14 protein-coding genes are annotated in these 16,538 nt (G+C 71.9%); 6 read left to right on the top strand and 8 right to left on the bottom strand.

What is annotated here, in order from left to right:
• Window positions 1–7 precede the first annotated feature (7 nt).
• Both ACPZVR_RS14705 and ACPZVR_RS14700 read right to left on the bottom strand, forming a co-directional pair.
• Window positions 8–568 (bottom strand): SRPBCC family protein, encoded by a 561-nt coding sequence (locus ACPZVR_RS14705; RefSeq protein WP_436700347.1) that lies wholly within the window; start codon window positions 566–568, stop codon window positions 8–10.
• Window positions 565–927, bottom strand: a complete 363-nt coding sequence (locus ACPZVR_RS14700; protein ID WP_436700346.1) for an ArsR/SmtB family transcription factor — start codon at window positions 925–927, stop codon at window positions 565–567. The genes ACPZVR_RS14705 and ACPZVR_RS14700 overlap by 4 nt, the downstream gene beginning before the upstream one ends.
• 119 nt (window positions 928–1,046) lie before the next feature.
• Between ACPZVR_RS14700 and ACPZVR_RS14695 the strand changes: the two genes are divergently transcribed.
• The gene (locus ACPZVR_RS14695; RefSeq protein ID WP_436700345.1) at window positions 1,047–1,463 is read left to right on the top strand and encodes a hypothetical protein; all 417 of its coding nucleotides are present in this window, start codon (window positions 1,047–1,049) and stop codon (window positions 1,461–1,463) included.
• 26 nt (window positions 1,464–1,489) lie between these two features.
• The gene (locus ACPZVR_RS14690) at window positions 1,490–3,292 is read left to right on the top strand and encodes an acyl-CoA dehydrogenase (protein WP_436700344.1); all 1,803 of its coding nucleotides are present in this window, start codon (window positions 1,490–1,492) and stop codon (window positions 3,290–3,292) included.
• A 53-nt stretch (window positions 3,293–3,345) separates the two neighbouring features.
• Here ACPZVR_RS14690 and ACPZVR_RS14685 read toward each other — a convergent pair whose 3' ends face one another.
• Window positions 3,346–4,269 carry a glutathione S-transferase C-terminal domain-containing protein gene (locus ACPZVR_RS14685; protein WP_436700473.1) on the bottom strand — a complete coding sequence of 308 codons (924 nt, stop codon included), beginning with the start codon at window positions 4,267–4,269 and terminating at the stop codon, window positions 3,346–3,348.
• A gap of 216 nt (window positions 4,270–4,485) precedes the next feature.
• On the opposite strand from ACPZVR_RS14685, the gene ACPZVR_RS14680 reads away from it, so the two are divergent.
• Window positions 4,486–4,824: a hypothetical protein gene (locus tag ACPZVR_RS14680; RefSeq protein ID WP_436700343.1), complete on the top strand. Its 339-nt coding sequence runs from the start codon at window positions 4,486–4,488 to the stop codon at window positions 4,822–4,824.
• Window positions 4,825–4,944: 120 nt separating this feature from the next.
• Here the strand turns inward: ACPZVR_RS14680 and ACPZVR_RS14675 are convergent, their stop codons facing one another.
• The 3 genes from ACPZVR_RS14675 to ACPZVR_RS14665 form a co-directional block, all read right to left on the bottom strand.
• On the bottom strand, window positions 4,945–6,129 hold the full coding sequence (locus ACPZVR_RS14675) for a Cmx/CmrA family chloramphenicol efflux MFS transporter (RefSeq protein ID WP_436700342.1): 1,185 nt from the start codon (window positions 6,127–6,129) through the stop codon (window positions 4,945–4,947).
• Window positions 6,130–6,708: 579 nt separating this feature from the next.
• Window positions 6,709–7,188 carry a DUF6924 domain-containing protein gene (locus tag ACPZVR_RS14670; protein ID WP_436700341.1) on the bottom strand — a complete coding sequence of 160 codons (480 nt, stop codon included), beginning with the start codon at window positions 7,186–7,188 and terminating at the stop codon, window positions 6,709–6,711.
• Between the two features lie 79 nt (window positions 7,189–7,267).
• Complete coding sequence (locus ACPZVR_RS14665) at window positions 7,268–8,755, bottom strand: hypothetical protein (protein ID WP_436700340.1); 1,488 nt, start codon at window positions 8,753–8,755, stop codon at window positions 7,268–7,270.
• A gap of 169 nt (window positions 8,756–8,924) precedes the next feature.
• On the opposite strand from ACPZVR_RS14665, the gene ACPZVR_RS14660 reads away from it, so the two are divergent.
• Genes ACPZVR_RS14660 through ACPZVR_RS14650 form a run of 3 tightly spaced genes read left to right on the top strand, consistent with a single transcriptional unit; the run spans window position 8,925 to window position 14,607 of the window.
• A complete protein-coding gene (locus ACPZVR_RS14660; protein ID WP_436700339.1) occupies window positions 8,925–10,415 on the top strand; it encodes a DUF3375 domain-containing protein in 1,491 nt (496 codons plus the stop codon).
• Window positions 10,412–11,131 (top strand): DUF4194 domain-containing protein, encoded by a 720-nt coding sequence (locus tag ACPZVR_RS14655; protein WP_436700338.1) that lies wholly within the window; start codon window positions 10,412–10,414, stop codon window positions 11,129–11,131. The genes ACPZVR_RS14660 and ACPZVR_RS14655 overlap by 4 nt, the downstream gene beginning before the upstream one ends.
• Window positions 11,128–14,607, top strand: a complete 3,480-nt coding sequence (locus ACPZVR_RS14650) for an ATP-binding protein (RefSeq protein ID WP_436700337.1) — start codon at window positions 11,128–11,130, stop codon at window positions 14,605–14,607. The genes ACPZVR_RS14655 and ACPZVR_RS14650 overlap by 4 nt, the downstream gene beginning before the upstream one ends.
• A gap of 24 nt (window positions 14,608–14,631) precedes the next feature.
• Here ACPZVR_RS14650 and ACPZVR_RS14645 read toward each other — a convergent pair whose 3' ends face one another.
• Window positions 14,632–15,276, bottom strand: a complete 645-nt coding sequence (locus ACPZVR_RS14645; RefSeq protein WP_436700336.1) for a hypothetical protein — start codon at window positions 15,274–15,276, stop codon at window positions 14,632–14,634.
• 47 nt (window positions 15,277–15,323) lie between these two features.
• Window positions 15,324–16,535: a saccharopine dehydrogenase family protein gene (locus ACPZVR_RS14640; protein WP_436700335.1), complete on the bottom strand. Its 1,212-nt coding sequence runs from the start codon at window positions 16,533–16,535 to the stop codon at window positions 15,324–15,326.
• Window positions 16,536–16,538 lie beyond the last annotated feature (3 nt).

The following is a 16,538-nucleotide window of genomic DNA, read 5'->3' as shown; positions in this document are numbered from 1 at the left end:
CGCGTGCTCAGCCGAAGGCGCGCCGGTAGTGCTCGGAGAGGGCGGGGTGGTAGTCGTCGAAGTCGATCGCGGCGGGCTCGGCGCCGGTCTCGGCGGCGACCATCCGGTCGAGGTAGTAGTCCCAGCCGGGCCCGACGCTCTCGGCCATCGTGGGGTCGGGGAGGTTCTGCGCGAAGGTCAGCGAGGTGACGCCGTCGGCCTCCGCGAGGTCGAGACGCAGCTGCCACTGCTCGGGGTTCTCGCCGTCATGGGGCATCGACGTCGTGATCCGCAGCCGGGACGGCGGCACGCACTCGTCGATCGTGAACCGCTCCCCGGGCACGTCGTCGCCCTCGTAGGTCATCTGGAAGATCACCTCGCCGTCGGCGGGATCTCCCGTCCAGGTGCCGATCCACCGGGCCAGCCGGTCGGACTCGGTCACGGCCGCCCACACGTCCTCGATCGGGGCACGGAAGGTGCGGACGAACTCGACGTAGGTCTCGCCCTCGTGGTCCCGACGGCGACCGGTGGCGGTCGGAGCAGGGGCAGTGGGCGGGGTGGGCCGGGTGGGCGGGGTCGGGGCGGTCATGCGGTCTCCTCGTGGCTGGCCTGGTTGGGGGTGTGGCGGCGCTCGCGGCCGGTGCGGCGGACCTCGAGATCGAGGCCGTCGAGCGCGGTCTCCGGGATCGGGGGAGCGGGACGGGCCAGGGCGTCCGCCCAGGTCCGCACGGGGCCGAGACCGGCGCGGACCAGCCGGTAGTGGCGCTCCCGCCCGTGTGGGTCGGCGGCGACCAGTCCCGCCTCGACGAGCAGGCGCAGGTGCTTGCTGATCGCCGGGCGGCTGATCGGATGCTCCGCGGCGAGGTCGACCACGCGCGCCGGGCCGCCCGCGAGCCGCTCCAGCAGGCTCCGGCGGACGGGGTCGGCGATCGCCTCGAACGCGTCCATGCGGCTATTGGTAACACAAAGGTTACCGATCGGGCAAGGGGTCCGCGCGGCGGTCGGTGGGCGCACGTCGACCGGTGGAGGGGGAGGCGGTGCGGCCCGGTGCGCGCTAGGCTTCGAACATGCGTTCGGTCCGAGGTGGCGCGGCGGCCCAGGAGTGCCTGCCGCTCGACCTGCCCCCGCCGGTGGCCCCCGCGCGTCGCGAACAGCCCGCCCGGCAGCGACCCGAGGCCCCGGTCGGCGACGGCGAGGACGTGCGGATCCGGCTGCGCAACGACGCGCTCGCCTCCCACGGCTGGCCCGCCGGGACCGAGCTGCTGGTGTCGACCGACCGGCGCCCGCGCCGCGGGGAGGTGGCGTTGGTGCGGGAGGGCGGCCGGCTCAAGATCGGGATCCTGGAGGTGCAGTTCGGGCGCTCGGCCCTGCGCACCGACCAGGGCGCGACGCTGCTCGGGTCGTCGGCCCGCGTGGTCGGCGTGGTGACCGTGGCGGGCGCTCCGCTGGCCGGCATGCCGACCGTCGTCCCTCCTGCGCGCTGACGAGCGGCGTGGGGCAGGCTGGGGTCATGAGCCCGGACCTCCTGCTCGCCCGCCGTGATCTCGACTTCCTGCTCCACGAGTGGCTCGACGTGGCGCAGCTGTGCGACCGCGCGCGGTACGCCGAGCACAGCCGCGACACCTTCGATGCGGTGCTCGGCCTCTCGGCCGAGCTCGCCGCGGAGCACTTCGCGCCCCACAACGCGCTCAGCGACGCCCGGGAGCCGCAATTCGACGGCGAGACGGTCACCATCATCCCGGAGGTGGGAGCGGCGGTGCGCGCCTTCGCCGACGCCGGACTGGTCTCCGCGGCGATGGACGAGTCGGTCGGCGGCGGACAGCTGCCGCACGTCGTCCAGCAGGCCTGCTTCGCCTGGTTCCAGGCGGCGAACGTGGCGACCTCGGGCTATCCGATGCTCACCATGGCCAACGCCAACCTGCTGCTCGCGCACGCCACGCCGGAGCAGGTCGCCCGGTTCGTGCCGCCGATGCTCGACGGTCGCTGGTTCGGCACCATGTGCCTCTCCGAGCCGCAGGCCGGCTCGTCGCTGGCCGACGTGGCGACCCGGGCGGTGCGCCAGGACGACGGGACCTTCCGGCTGTTCGGCAACAAGATGTGGATCTCCGGCGGCGACCACGAGCTGGGGGACAACATCGTCCACCTGGTCCTCGCCCGGGTCGAGGGCGCGCCGCCCGGCGTGAAGGGCCTCTCGCTGTTCGCGACGCCGAAGTATGTCGTCGACGCCGACGGTGCGCGGGGCGAGCGCAACGACGTCACCCTGGCCGGTCTCAACCACAAGATGGGCTTCCGCGGCACCGTCAACACGGTCCTCAACTTCGGCGAGGGTCGGCACCTGCCGGGCGGCGCACCCGGCGCCGTCGGCGAGCTGGTGGGCGACGAGGGCCGCGGACTGGCCGTGATGTTCCACATGATGAACGAGGCCCGCATCGGCGTCGGCGCGGGCGCCGTGGCGCTGGGCTACACCGGCTACCTCCGCGCCCTCGCCTACGCCCGCGAGCGGGTCCAGGGACGTCCGCTCGGCGCGAAGGACCCCGCCGCCGCGCCGGTCCCCCTCGTCGAGCACGCCGACGTGCGCCGGATGCTGCTGGCGTCGAAGTCGTACGTCGAGGGTGGGCTCGCGCTCGTCCTGCGCGCGGCGCTGCTCCTGGACGAGCAGCACACCCACCCGTCGGCCGACGCCCGCGCGCGGGCGGGCGCCCTGCTCGACGTACTCACGCCGATCGTGAAGAGCTGGCCCTCCCAGTGGTGCCTGGCCGCCAACGACCTCGCGATCCAGGTGCACGGCGGCTACGGCTACACCCGGGAGTACGGCGTCGAGCAGCTCTACCGCGACAACCGCCTCAACCCGATCCACGAGGGCACCCACGGCGTCCAGGCGCTCGACCTCCTGGGGCGCAAGCTCGTCATGAACCGCGGCAACGGTCTCCAGCTGCTCGTCGAGGCGATCCGCGAGACGGTCGAGCGCGCCCGCGCCACCGGCGACGCCGCGCTGGCGGACGGCGCCGATCGGGTCGCCGCCGCCACGGACCGTCTCGCGACCGCGGTCGCGACCGCCTGGGAGTCCGGCGACCCGCGGGTCGCCCTGGTCAACGCGGCCACCGGCCTCGAGGCCGCGGGCCACATCGTCGTCGCCTGGCTCTGGCTCGACCAGCTCGTCGCCGCCCAGGGCGCGACTGGGGAGTTCTACGACGGCAAGCGCGCCGCCGGCCGGTACTTCCTCACCCATGAGCTGCCCCGGACCGGCCCGATGCTCGACCTGCTCGCCAGCGGCGACCAGCTGTTCAACGAGGTGGATCCGGCCTGGCTGTAGGCGACGTGCGCTGCCGGTCGGGACGGCACGCCGCGTGGGGCTGAGCCCCGCGCTCAGAGGCGCTCTCGCCGGTGCGGCGTGCGCCAGCCGGACTCGTCGGGGCCGACGGGCACGATCCGCGTCGGGTTGATGCCCGTGTGGACGACGTAGTAGTGCCGTTTGATCTGCTCGAAGTCGATCGTCTCGCCGAAGCCGGGCGTTTGGAACAGATCGCGGGCGTAGGCCCACAGCACCGGCGTCTCGCTCAGCTTGTTGCGATTGCACTTGAAGTGCCCGTGGTAGACCGCGTCGAAGCGCGCCAGCGTGGTGAACAGCCGCACGTCGGCCTCGGTGATCCGGTCGCCCATGAGATAGCGCCGGTCCGCGAGCCGGTCCTCGAGCCAGTCCATCGCCGCCCAGAGTCGCTCGTACGCCGCCTCGTACGCCTCCTGCGACCCGGCGAACCCGCACCGGTAGACGCCGTTGTTGAGCTCGGTGAAGACCCGCTCCATCACCTCCTCCATCTCCTCTCGGCACTCGTCCGGCCACAGGTCCGGCGCGTCCGGGCGGTGGTGGTCACGCCACTCGAAGAAGAGGTCGTGGGTGATCCACGGGAAGTCGTTGGTGACCACCGACCTCGTCGGCACGTCCACCATCGCCGGCACGGTGATACCCCGCGGATAGTCGGGGAAGCGGGCGAAGTAGGCCTGCTGGAGCCGCTCGTACCCCAGCACCGGGTCCACCCCGCCCGGGTCGAGATCGAAGGTCCAGCTCCGCGCGTCGTGCGTCGGCCCGGCCAGGCCCATCGAGACGACATCCTCGAGGCCCAGCAGCGACCGCACGATGATCGCCCGGTTCGCCCACGGGCACGCCCGCGCCGCCACCAGCCGGTACCGGCCCGGCTCCACCGGCCAGGTCGGCACGTCGAGCTCGCCTCCGCCGTACGGATCCTGGCTGCGGCCCTCGACCTGGGTGATCCGGTCCGGGATGTAGTTCATGTCCCGCTCGAAGGCCTGGGTCTTCTTCGCGTCCGTCGGCACCTGTCCTCCTCGGTCGTGGGGTCGGCTCCGAGCCTAGGCGGCGGCCATGGCGGACCCGGCCGCTCGCCCTCTCCTCGCGCCATTTCCCCACCGGCGAGGCGGATCGTCGGGCAAGATGCGCGTGACCTTCGCGCGGAACCACGCCACGGCCCGACGCCCTGACAGGAGACCCCCATGCCCCAGGACCCGAGCCAGTCGAAGCCCGCCCGGCCCTTCACCCGCCAGTCCACCGTGCTCGAGCTGGCCTCGACGCTGCCCGGGCGCGCGTTCAAGGCGATGATCGTGCGCCAGCTCCCTCCGACCGCCACCGAGAAGGAGCGTCAGGAGCTGGAGGACATGACCGTCGGTCTTCCGCTGGAGACCCTGGTGGAGCTGTCCGAGGGCAAGCTCACCTGGGGGATCGCCGACTCCCTCCTCGACCTGGCGAACCGCAAGCCCCACCGCCTGGTCGCGCGCGGTGCCGGCGCCGGTGCGGGTGCGCTGAAGAAGGTCGCGAGCTCCGTTCGCCGCTGACGGCGTGCGAGCGCGGCCCGCGGCTCTTGCGCGGTGATCTCGCCGGCTTGCGGTTGCTGTTGCCGCCAGGGTCGATGAGCCGACGACGGCCCTCGAGACTCTGGGAAGCAATCGCGTGAGTCACCCGACGACTTCGACTGTTCGGCTCTGCGATGCGATCAACCGCAGCGATGGAAGCAACATGATCAAGGCAATCCCAGTCAAGGTCGCCGCCACCCACACCGGCCCTGAGTCACTGGAGCCCGATAGCGCCACCGCCCCGATCGCCGGACCGGCTGCGGCTCCGACGTTGAGCGCGGCGGTTGCATAAGAGCCACCCATGGTCGGCGCTTCGGACGCCGCGTAAAGGACCCGTGTGATCAGGGTGCTACCCACGGCGAAGGCCGACACCCCCTGGACAAGGACCAAGATCATCAACAGCACGGGGTGTGCCGCGAGCAGTGCAAGGGCCAGCCATCCCAGGAGCAGCACAGGAGTGGCCGCGCCGAGAGTCACGCGAGCGTGCCGGTCGGAGAGACGCCCGGCGGCGGTGACGCCGACAAAGGAGCCGATGCCGAACAGAACCAACGACAGCGGCACCCACGCCTCATCCAATCCAGCGGTCCCGGTCACGACGGGCGCGAGGAACGTGAACGCGGCGAACGTGCCGCCGTTGACCAACGCTCCGAGCACCATCGCGATGATCAGAGGGGCGGTTCGCAGCTGGGCGAGCTCGAAGCTCAGAGACGCACCACCTTCGGTCCTTTCCGTAGCTGCCTTCGTGCGGGGGCGGACTCCGGTGAGTATTCCGAGTGCTGCGGGGATGCACAGGAGAGCGACTGCCCAGAATGTCGCTCTCCAGCCCAGGGCGGTGCCGAGCAGTGCGCCCGCGGGGACGCCCGCGACGGTGGCGATCGTCGTACCGGACAGCAGTACCGCCAGGGCACGACCCTTCTGGTCCGTGGCAACAAGACGGGTCGCGGTGCTGAGCGCGACCGCCAAGAAGCCGGCATGAGCGACCGCCGCTACGACACGGGTAGCGAACAGCACGGAGAAGTCCGGAGTGATCGCAGCGACGATGTGACAGAGGGCGAAGACCACAACACAACCAAGAAGAGTCGCCCGCGCAGGCCACTGGCGAGCGAACGCAGCCATGACGGGCGCGCCAGCGATCATCCCGACCGCGAAGGCCGACGTGAGCAGTCCGGCGGTCCCGACCGAGACGTCAAGGTCGGAGGCAATATCCGGCACGAGGCCGGCGAGCATGAATTCCGAGGTGCCCATGGCGAAGACCGCGAGGGCAAGTAGGTAGAGAGCGAGAGGCATCGAGTTACTCCGAAGGCTGGAAACGAATCGAAGAGAAGGCGTCTCGTCACCACGGCCAGCCCGATGGGACACCCGAACAGCCGCCACGCAGACAGCTGCGGGCGGGACACGGACAAGCTCAGTGGTTCAGGGGGCTGACGGCGTGACCGAAAGCCCCATAGTGTCCGCTTCGGGGCTCGACATGGACTTCACTCTACTGATGCCCGCCCGGCATCCGCCGGGCATTCTCTGTGCTGGCTGGTGGGGTGGGCATGACAGGTCGCCGACGCCGTCAATCAGCGTGAACATGCTTCGAGGCCTCAGCGGCGCGAGCACCACCGCGACGAGGGATCGCGGCGTGGTCAGGCGATCGCCCCGCGAACGACGCGGCGGCAGCGGAGGAGCTCGAGGCACGGCGCGACCGTTCTGAGAAGGACGACAGCCCGCCTGGCCCAGCGATCAGAGCCTTCGTCTACGCGCTGACCGTGGACTTCCCCGAGGGGCGGATGGACGGAATCTGGGCTACGGAGCCACTACGGCGGTGGTGAGGTTGAGGTCGATGGCCGGCTTCAGGTCGATCTGCCGCGTCGGGTCGCGGGACTAGAAGCCTCGGAAGACCCCGTCATCGTCCACGGCATCAGCGAACTCAGCGAAGTCCATGTTCGCGATCGACAGGTTGTCGTCGATCGAGGCGGCCGCGGTAGCAACGCACCGGAACGCTTGACCGAAGACCCATCCGAACTCCTCCTCGTCCTCATCGTCAGCGCTCAGGTCCACGAACACCACCGTCGGATCTTCGCCAGACGTCGCCTCTCGCATCGAGCGGTGGTCCGCGAGGATGACATAGCCGGGGTGCTCCCTGGGCCAAGCGCTCGCGAGGGTCTCCGGAGTGACGGAATCGAAGCTCAGATCTGAGATCGCCGCTTGCTGTGCAGCGTATTCGTCCCCGTCAGCGACGCCGTCGGACTCCTGAGACACTGCTTCGACCACGCGATGCCAGGCATCGTCCGCTGAGAAATCGGTGCGGATGAGCGGCATCAGGCCGTCGGCGACGAGTTGAGCAATGCGGTCGAGGTTCATGGCGGGATCCTTGCCGAGCTCGCCTCAGTGCGCACCACTTCCTTGAGATCCGGTGGCCGACCGTCCGAGACCCCGAAAGTCACCCTCGCCCGAGGGCCTCATCCAGGGTCAATTCGTACCGTGCGGGGTAGATCTCGCCGATCAGGGTGCCGTCGGGGTCGCGTAGTCCTTCGACGACGGTGGTGCCGTAGCCGGTGACGACGCGGACGAGGCCGTGGGGGGTCTCCCAGCGGTAGGCGCCGAGGCCGAGCTGCCGGGTGCGGTAGGGGAGGTGGGTCTTGGTGCGGTGGTGTCGGCGGGTGAGGGGTGCGTCGTTGTGGTCGCCGGTCTGGCCGGGTGGGCCGTGGGTGTCGTAGGGGGTGACGTGGTCGTGGTCGAGGCGGCGGGTGCGGGAGGTGGAGTGAGGGAAGACGTCGCCGCCGGTGCGGAGCAGGGTGCGTTCCTTGCAGGCGGCGGGGTGCTCGTAGGCGTCGACGGCGGTGGTGAGGTTGAGGTCGATGACCGGCTTCAGTTCGATGTGGCGGTGGCGCAGGAGTGCGGCGAGCTGATCGAGGAGCATCGGGCCGAGGTCCTCGACGCGGGCGACGCCCTGCGCGAGACCGGCGAGGACGGCGGCGTCGAGGTGGACGTGGATGACCGCCTTGCGCCGGGCGCGTGGCGGTCGGGGCGCCTCGGCCGTATCCGGCTCGGTCTCGGTCTCGGGATGGGCCTTGGCGTCCGGCTCGGGCGTGGGCTCAGGCTCGGGCGCGGGGGTGCGGGTGCCGTCGAGGAAGCGGACGGCGGCGTAGGGGTCGGCGAGCAGCTCGGCGGCGCGGGCGCGGAACTGGTCCATGGTCGGCACGTCGTCCTCGTGCGCGGGGACGTGCTGCTCGGCGAGGGTGGCGGCGATCTCCTCGACGGTGGTGGTGAACTCGACGGCGCCCGCGGTGGGGAGGCGCAGGGTGATCGGCTGGACGTCGGCCTGGCCGTCGATGGCCGCGACGGCTTGGCCCGGGCGGCGTCGGCGGGTGAAGACGCCGGTGCGGGCTTCTTCGGCGGCGATCCGGGCGCGGTGGGCGTCGGGGTCGGCTTCGATGATCCGGGCCTCGGCGAGCTCGATCAGCTTGCCGGCGGGCAGGTCGTGGGCTGCGGCGACGGACGCGTCGACGAGGGCGGCGGCGTCCTGGGCGAGGGGCCGGGACAGCTCGGCGATCCGGCGGGCCACCCAGACCTCGACGTCGAGGCTCTGCACCCGCTGCCACAGCAGGGGGAGTCGGTGGCGCAGGTCGAGCGCGGCGGCCGCGCGGTGGGTGGTCGGGATCGTCCCGGCTCGGCCGGCGATCGCGAACTCGGCGAAGCAGAGCTCGGCGACCTCGGGTGTGCCGTCGCCGCCGAGCCGGCAGAGCCGGTCGCCGCCCAGGCGCACGGGCACCGCTCCGGGCTGGGTCTGGGGATCGACGGAGTGCAGGTCGCACCAGGCCAGGAGCCGGAGCAGCTCCTCGACGTCGGCCTGTCGCCGCTCGCGCAGGCCGGACTCCTCGGCGGCGAGCAGCGCTGCCGCGTCGAGGTCCGAGAAGTCCACCACCATCCCTTCATTCTATTCGAACACATGTTCGAGTCAAGTCGCAGGACATGCCTGTGGAGAAGGGTGCGCGACCTGGCGTGTCCGCCCGTGGCCGGGGGTGGTCCCGGGATTCGTCGTACCCCTCTGGAATGCTGTTCCCTCCCCCGAGAACCAGGAGGAAGGTGGGGACGACGTGAGTGACATCGCCGGTGAGCTGGCGCGGGTCAAGGGCGCCTTCGCGCAGCCGACCCTCACGCTGCTCCACCAGCGTCAGGCGCCGGTCGTCATCACGATCTTCCGCGCGGCGTTCGGGCGCAACAACAAGCCGATCCCGACCGCCCGGCTGCACACCCAGGTGGAGGAGCACCTCGCCGAGATCGCCCTCGCCGGCGAGGGCGAGGTGCCTGCCGGCAGCGGCCGCGACATCTGCCAGCGGTGGATGCGCGGTCAGTGGCTGGTGCGCTCGCTCGACGAGCAGGGCAACGAGGTCTACGCGCTCACCTCCCACGCCCAGCAGGCGCTCGAGCTGGTCAAGAACCTCGCCCGTGATCGCGCCACCCTCAGCGAGCACCGGATCGCCACGATCCTGGGCACCGTACGCCGCTTCAACTCCGAGGCGAACCCCGACCGTGGCGCCCGGATGAGCCTGCTCAACGAGGAGATCGCCCGGCTCAAGGCCGAGCGCGACCGCCTCGTCGACGGCGCCGAGCTGGTGAGCGCCACCGAGGACTACATGGTCGAGGGGTTCACCGAGCTGCTGTCGCTGATCAGCGCGCTGCCCAGTGACTTCGCGCGGGTCGAGGAGCGGTTCGCCACGATCCGCGGCGAGATCCTGGCCGCCTTCCGGGCCGAGGACCGCCCGGCCGGCGAGGTGATCGACGAGTACCTCGCCCGCGCCGACGCCCTGATCACGGCCACCCACGAGGGGCGGGCGTTCGAGGGGGCGTTCGCGCTGCTGCGTGACGACGCGCTGGTGACCCAGCTCCGCGAGGACCTCACCGCACTGCTGGAGCACCCGCTGTCCGACGGGATCCTCGGCGACGCCGACCGGGCCGAGCTGCGCGGCACGGTCCGGCTGGTGCGCGACGGCCTCGACCGAGTGCTGGCCCAGCGCAGTCGGGTGACGGCGACGCTGAAGGAGTACATCGTCTCCCACGACGCTGCACGCGACCGCGAGCTGGAGCAGACCCTGCGCCAGGTCGAGTCCGAGCTGATGACCTGGATGTCCACGACCGGACCCCGGGCGACGCACGACGTCTCGCTCCTCCCGGGCCGGGTCGGCGTCGACCACCTGCGCGAGCGGTTCTACGACCCCGCCGACGACGTCCTGCCCGACCGGATCGCCGACGCCGACCCGGCCGACGCGCCCGCCCTGTCCCTCGCCGAGCTGATGGCCCAGGGCGGTCCCCAGCTCGGGTCCCTGCGGCAGCGGCTCGACGACGCGCTGCGCGACCTGCTGCCCGCAGCGTCGCTGGGCGAGCTGTTCGACACCCTCGAGCCGTCGCTGCGGCGGCCGGTGGAGATCTTCGGCCTGTTGCACCTCGCCGCCAACCGCGATCTGGCCACCGAGGACGCGGTCGAGTCGTTCGCCGCGGTCCGCCCCGACGGGTCGCGGCGGACCTTCGCGGTGCCCCGCACGCCCCTGCCCGACCCCGACCTCGACCGTCAGGAGTCCACCGCATGAGCATCGACACCGAGCCCGACCTCGCGTCCGGCTACGACGAGGTCGAGGACTTCGAGGTCGTCGACGACCGCTCCGTGTCCCTCTTCGAGGGAGACGAGGGCGGCCTGGAGTACGCCCAGCGCCAGGCGCTGGTCGCGCTGCTCAAGCAGCGGTTCATCAGCGCCCGCACGCATCCGCGCGACTGGCAGGTGCTGGTGGAGCACGAGCGGGTCTTCCGCTCGCGGCTCAACGACCTCTTCCTCGACCTGCAGGTCGACCGCGACCGTGAGGTCGCGTGGAAGCGCCAGGCCACGGCCGAGGGGGGCGGTCGGTTCCCGACCCTCCTGCACGACACGGCCTGGTCGCGCGAGGAGACGCTGGTCCTGGTCCACCTCCGCGACCGGCTGCGCGCCGGTCTGGCCGGCGGCGACGCCCGGGTGTACGTCGACCGCGAGGACATCGTCGACTACATCGCGAGCTATCGCCCCGCCCACGCGACCGACGAGTCGGGTGACGAGAAGCGCGCCCGCAACGCCGTCACCGCGATCGTCAAGGCCGGGTTGCTGATCCCGACCGCGTCCGAGGAGCGCTTCGAGATCAGCGAGGCCGTCGAGCCGTTGCTGCCGATCGAGCTCCTCCAGGAGCTGCTGGACGCGCTGCGGGAGGCCAACGGCACGACCGTGGCGCCGGAGACCGCCGAGGCGGACGCCGATCTGTTCGAGGAGGACGGCGCATGAGCATCGACGAGGCCGAGCAGGTCGAGGGCACGACCGCCGACGGGCTGTTCGCCGAGCAGACCGTCGCCGCACCCGTCGACGACACCGTGCAGTGGCGCGCCTCCCTGCTGCAGCTGGTCAACTGGGGCGGCTTCGGTGGCCTGACCACCGTGCCGCTCGCCGGCGACGCCACGATGATCTCCGGCGCCTCGGGCGTCGGCAAGAGCACCATCCTCGACGCCTACACCGCGCTGATGATGCCGTCGGACACCAAGTTCAACGGCGCCTCCAACGACGCCGTCGCCGGGCGGGCGCGCAGCGCCGGGCAGCGCAACCTGCTGTCCTACCTCCGCGGTGCCGTCGACGTCGTCGACGACCCCAAGACCGGGCGCCCGGTCGAGAAGCTGCTGCGCGGCAAGGGCGCCGACACCTGGGGCGCGGTCGCGATGACCTTCGTCTCCGACCAGGGCGGCCGATTCACCGCCCTGCGCACCTACTACGTCCCCCGCCGCGCGGCGCGCTCCGGCGACGTGCTCATGCAGATGTGGACCCACGAGGGCGCGCTGCCGCTCGACAAGCTCGAGGCGGCCGTCCCCGAGAAGTTCCACGCCCACACGATCAAGAAGCTCTTCCCCGGCATCCGGGTCCACCGCACCTACGCCGACTTCTCGGCGGTGCTGCACGCCCGCCTCGGCATCGGTGCCAACGGCGACGGCTCCAAGGCGCTGCGCCTGCTCGCCCGCATCCAGGCCGGCAACCAGGTCCGCAGCGTCGACGAGCTCTACAAGGACATGGTCCTCGAGCGCCCCGCGACCTACGCCGCCGCCGACCGCGCGATCGAGCACTTCGACGACCTCGACGCCGCGCATGCCGCGATGCGCACGGAGCAGCAGAAGCTTGAGCTGCTGGAGCCGATCACCGAGATGCACGAGCGCCGTACGGCGGCCGCGGCGCGTCTCGCCGAGCTCGACTCCTACGGCATCACGCTCACCGGCGACGAGACCCCGCTGCGCTACTGGCTGCTGCGCACGCACCTGCGCCTGATCGAGACCGCGGTCGCGGTCAACCGTGAGGCCCGGTCCTCGACCGTGCAGGCCCTCGCCGCGGCCCAGGCCACCGAGTTCCAGCTGACCGGCGACCTCGACGCCGCGAAGGAGGCCCACCGGGACGCCGGCGGTGGCGACCTGCAGCGGCTGGCCGCGCTCGCCGACGCGGAGCGCAATCTGAGGGTGGAGCGCGGCAACCGGCTCGCCGAGCTCGAGGAGCGGGTCTATCCCTTGATCGGTCTCCCCGACATCGACCCGCCGGACCTGGAGTCCGCGCTGGAGGACGCCGGCGCGTTCACCGTCCTGCAGGAGCAGGCCCGTGAGCGGGTGGCCGCGGGGGAGAAGGAGCAGAAGCGGCTCCAGGCCGAGCGGGAGACCGTGCTGCGCGAGCAGCAGTTCCCGCTCACCCAGGAGCAGGCGGTGCTCAGGCAGGAGCGGGCCTCGCTGGAGAGCCGCGCCGGCCGCGTGCCGTCCTATCTCCACGACCTGCGCACCGCCGTCGCCCGCGCCAGCGGGCTGTCCGTCGACGAGCTGCCGTTCGTCGCGGAGCTGATCGACGTCGCGCCCGACGAGGTCCGGTGGCGCACCGCCGTCGAGACCGTTCTCGGCGGCAGTGCCCGGATGATGCTGGTGCCGCTCGACCGGCTGTCCGACTTCTCCGCCGCGATCGACGAGCTGCGTCTGCCGGCACGACTGACCTTCCAGGGCGTCGAGCTGGACCTGCCCGGCACCGGCCCCTCCGATCCCGAGCGGATCGCCGGCAAGCTGCTCTTCAAGGACTCGCCTTTCGCGGGTTGGGTCCAGCAGCACGTCGAGGAGCCCGCCCGCAACGCGCTCTGCGTCGCCAGCGCCGCCGAGCTCGACGGTCCCGGCTTCCGGGTGACACTGGCCGGCCAGACCCGCAACGGCCGTCGGGGCGCGCACGGCCGCAACGACGTCCGCAACATCATCGGCTTCTCCAGCGAGGATGCGATCGCCGAGATCGACGCGCAGCTGGCCGACGTCGAGCGCCGGCTCGGCGAGATCGACGGCCGGCTGGCCGAGCTGGGTCGCCGCTCCGGCCTGATCGACCTCCAGCGCAAGGCGTACGACGCCATCGTCATGGTCCGCTTCGACGACGTCGACGTCGCGGGCAGCGACCGGCGGATCGCCGATCTGGAGGAGCGCCGGGCGGCCATCCTCGCCTCCGACGACCGGCTCCAGGTGCTTCAGGAGCAGATCGACGACCTGGAGGAGCGGCTCGGCCAGGCGCGGAAGGAGCGCTTCTCACTCGATCAGCGCAAGGACCGGCTCCACGACGACCAGCGTGAGCTCTACGACGCCGAGGACGCCATCAAGGACCGGGTCTTCGCGATCGAGGAGGCCGGTGCGGTGGTCCTCGACGAGGAGCAGGAGGCCGCGCTGGCCGCCGACTTCGCCGCGGCGGCGGCGCCGGACGACCCGGAGGACCTGGACCGCTTCAACAACAACTCTCAGCGCCTCGGCGAGCGGCTGCGCACCGCACTCGCCGACGCGGAGGCGGAGATCCGGCGCTGCGACGACGATCTCGGCACCATCTTCCGCAGCTACAAGTTCACCTGGGACTCGCCCAACCTCGGCGCGACCGCCGACTCCTACCCCGACTACGCCCGCATCCTCGACGAGATCCGCGGCAAGGGCCTGGCCGACCGCCGCGCCGAGTGGCGCCGGCGGCTCACCGAGTGGAGCGGCCAGGACCTCGTCCCGCTCCTGGGCGCGATGTCGGCGTCGGTGGAGGAGATCGAGGACCGGCTGGAGCCGATCAACGCGATCTTGCGCCGCCTCGAGTTCGGCGCCTCCGGCGACCGGCTCCGGATCCGACTGCGCCGCCTCGCCCCGGCCCACGTCCAGGTGTTCATGAAGGAGCTGCGCGCGCTGTCCGCCGGCGCCACCACCGAGCTGAAGGAGGAGGACCTCGAGAAGAGGTTCACCGAGCTCAGCCGGTTCATGCGCCAGCTCCGCAAGGCCGACCAGGGTGCCGGGGAGGCGGCCGGCTCCGGCGACCGCGACCGGCTCCTCGACGTACGACGGCACGTGGAGATCAGCGCCGAGCGCTACGACCATCTCACCGGCGAGCTGCGCGCGACGTACCGGACGCTGGGGGAGAAGTCCGGCGGCGAGAGCCAGGAGCTGGTGGCCTTCATCGTCGGCTCGGCGCTGCGCTTCCGGCTCGGCGACGAGATGCGCTCGCGGCCGCGGTTCGCGCCGGTGTTCCTCGACGAGGGCTTCGTGAAGGCCGACTCCGAGTTCGCCGGTCGCGCCGTCGAGGCGTGGAAGGGCCTGGGGTTCCAGCTGATCGTCGGCGTGCCGCTCGACAAGGTGACCGGTCTCGAGCCGCACATGGACGAGCTGCTCGCGATCACCAAGAACACCGCCACCCATCAGTCCTGGATCACGCCGATCACGGACGCGGCGGAGCCGCACGCGTCGTAGCCCGGCCGCCGCCGGGCGGCCGGCTCAGGCCGCCTCGCCGGCGAGGTCGGTGAGATGCACGCCGTCGAGCCCGGCGACGGTGAGCCAGGCGTTGCCGGTGCCGGGCAGGGGCCGGCCGGCGACGACGGCGCAGCTCTCCGGCCGGCTGCCGCACAGGCGGGCCAGCACCGCGCCGTCGAGCCGGGTCAGGTCGAACGGCTCGCGCGGCGAGGCGCCACCGGGGACCGCGGTCATCGACCGGCCATCCCACACGAGGGTGCGCGGCCCGTCGGTGCCTGGCACGGTCAGCACGGCGTTGTCCGGGACGATCGCGACCTCGTGCACGAGGGGCGATCCGGTCTCCTTCACCAGCGCCTCGAGCATGCGCGCCACGCCCTCGGCACTGAACAGCTGCCCCTGACCGTCGCCACCCCGGATCTCGGTGCGGGTCGTGGTCGTGGTGGTGGTCGAGGTGGACGGCCCGCTGTCGCCGTCGAGGGCGTTCACGACCAGCGCCGCGATGCCGGCGCCGGCGCCACCGACCACGACCAGGCCGCCGACGACGAGCAGCCCGACCCGGCGACGCACCCGGGAGCGCTCGGCGCCCGGGTCGTAGGGCCGATAGCCCGCGCTCGGGTAGGGCGCGTCGTAGCGGCGCCACTCCTCGGGCGGGCCGTCGGCCGGGCTCATGCAGGCAGTATCGCAAGCCAGCCGAGGCTGTCGTCCGACGAGGAGGGTCACTGCTCGCGCTGACTCCAGGGGGCGCCGTACGCCGCCAGCAGGTCGAGGAACGGGACCGCGTCGAACGCTTCCGGGCCGAGCACGCCCGAGCCCTCCCAGGCGCCGGTCGCCAGCAGCTCCAGTGCGACGACCGGGTTGACCGCGGTCTGCCAGACCACGCACTGGTGGCCGTACTCCGCCATCGACCAGGCGTTGTCGACCACGTGGTAGAGGTAGGTCGAGCGCGGTCGCCCGTCCTTGCCGGTGCCGGTCACCCACAGCCCCGCGCAGGTCTTGCCGGTCATCCGCGGCCCGACGGACGCAGGGTCGGGCAGCACGGCGGCCACCACGTCGCGCGGCGAGACCTCGACCCCCTTGACCCGCACCTTCTCGGTGCGGTCGAGGCCGAGGGTGTGCAGCACCTTCAAGATGGTGATGAACTCCTCGCCCAGGCCGTACTTGAACGTCGCCCGCCGGCAGTCGACCCACCGGGGCATCAGCAGCACCTCCTCGTGCTCGACGTTCACGCACTCGACCGGGCCGATGCCCTCGGGGAAGTCGAAGACCTCGGGCTCGCTGAACGGGGGAGTGGTGAACCAGCCGCGCTCCCGCTCCCAGATCACCGGAGGGTTGAGGCACTCCTCGATCGTGGTCCACATCGAGAACGACGGCGCGAAGATCTCGTTGCCGTCGTCGTCGGTGACGACCAGGTTGGCGCCGTCGCGGGTGCCGAGCTCGTCGATCTCGGCGAAGAGGTGGTCGGCGGCGTAGCGCGCGAACACGTCGGAGAGACCGGGCTCGACACCCATCCCGACCAGCGCGAGCCGGCCGGCGGCCTCCCACGCGTCGGCGCGGGCGAACTGCTCGTCGCCGAGCTTGACCCCCGTCCGCTCGTACGGCGACTCGGGGTGCGGTCGCGAGAGCGACATCGCCATGTCGAGGTAGTCGGCGCCGGCGGCGAACGCACCCTCGAAGACGGGCATGTCGAACACGGGGTCGACCGCGTTCATCACGTGCGTGATCCGGTGCTCGCGGCACAGCGCGGTCACCGAGGCGGCCGACGACGCGTCGACCTGGGCCGGCCGGAAGCGGGGGTCGACGGCGGCCGCCCGCTCGGCGCGGGCCGGGTCGTAGTCGGCGACCACGATCGTCTCGTAGAAGTCGCGGCGAGCGGCGATCGCGGCGAAGGCGCCGCCCACGCCGCCGGCGCCGACGAGCAGGATGCGCATCCC

It is taken from the genome of Nocardioides segetis, from assembly GCF_051390595.1.
Lineage (GTDB): Bacteria > Actinomycetota > Actinomycetes > Propionibacteriales > Nocardioidaceae > Nocardioides.
The sequence above is the reverse complement of the archived record's forward strand: the minus strand, read 5'-3'. Positions and strand labels throughout refer to the sequence as shown.

What these genes read in the sequence shown, in the direction of transcription:
- ACPZVR_RS14675 (WP_436700342.1), bottom strand. Translation starts at nt 6,129, where the DNA reads ATGCCTCTCGCTCTCTACCTACTTGCCCTCGCGGTCTTCGCCATGGGC.
- ACPZVR_RS14690 (WP_436700344.1), top strand. Translation starts at nt 1,490, where the DNA reads ATGAGCCCGGACCTCCTGCTCGCCCGCCGTGATCTCGACTTCCTGCTC.
- ACPZVR_RS14645 (WP_436700336.1), bottom strand. Translation starts at nt 15,276, where the DNA reads ATGAGCCCGGCCGACGGCCCGCCCGAGGAGTGGCGCCGCTACGACGCG.
- ACPZVR_RS14700 (WP_436700346.1), bottom strand. Translation starts at nt 927, where the DNA reads ATGGACGCGTTCGAGGCGATCGCCGACCCCGTCCGCCGGAGCCTGCTG.
- ACPZVR_RS14650 (WP_436700337.1), top strand. Translation starts at nt 11,128, where the DNA reads ATGAGCATCGACGAGGCCGAGCAGGTCGAGGGCACGACCGCCGACGGG.
- ACPZVR_RS14695 (WP_436700345.1), top strand. Translation starts at nt 1,047, where the DNA reads ATGCGTTCGGTCCGAGGTGGCGCGGCGGCCCAGGAGTGCCTGCCGCTC.
- ACPZVR_RS14685 (WP_436700473.1), bottom strand. Translation starts at nt 4,269, where the DNA reads ATGAACTACATCCCGGACCGGATCACCCAGGTCGAGGGCCGCAGCCAG.
- ACPZVR_RS14640 (WP_436700335.1), bottom strand. Translation starts at nt 16,535, where the DNA reads ATGCGCATCCTGCTCGTCGGCGCCGGCGGCGTGGGCGGCGCCTTCGCC.
- ACPZVR_RS14705 (WP_436700347.1), bottom strand. Translation starts at nt 568, where the DNA reads ATGACCGCCCCGACCCCGCCCACCCGGCCCACCCCGCCCACTGCCCCT.
- ACPZVR_RS14665 (WP_436700340.1), bottom strand. Translation starts at nt 8,755, where the DNA reads ATGGTGGTGGACTTCTCGGACCTCGACGCGGCAGCGCTGCTCGCCGCC.
- ACPZVR_RS14680 (WP_436700343.1), top strand. Translation starts at nt 4,486, where the DNA reads ATGCCCCAGGACCCGAGCCAGTCGAAGCCCGCCCGGCCCTTCACCCGC.
- ACPZVR_RS14670 (WP_436700341.1), bottom strand. Translation starts at nt 7,188, where the DNA reads ATGAACCTCGACCGCATTGCTCAACTCGTCGCCGACGGCCTGATGCCG.
- ACPZVR_RS14655 (WP_436700338.1), top strand. Translation starts at nt 10,412, where the DNA reads ATGAGCATCGACACCGAGCCCGACCTCGCGTCCGGCTACGACGAGGTC.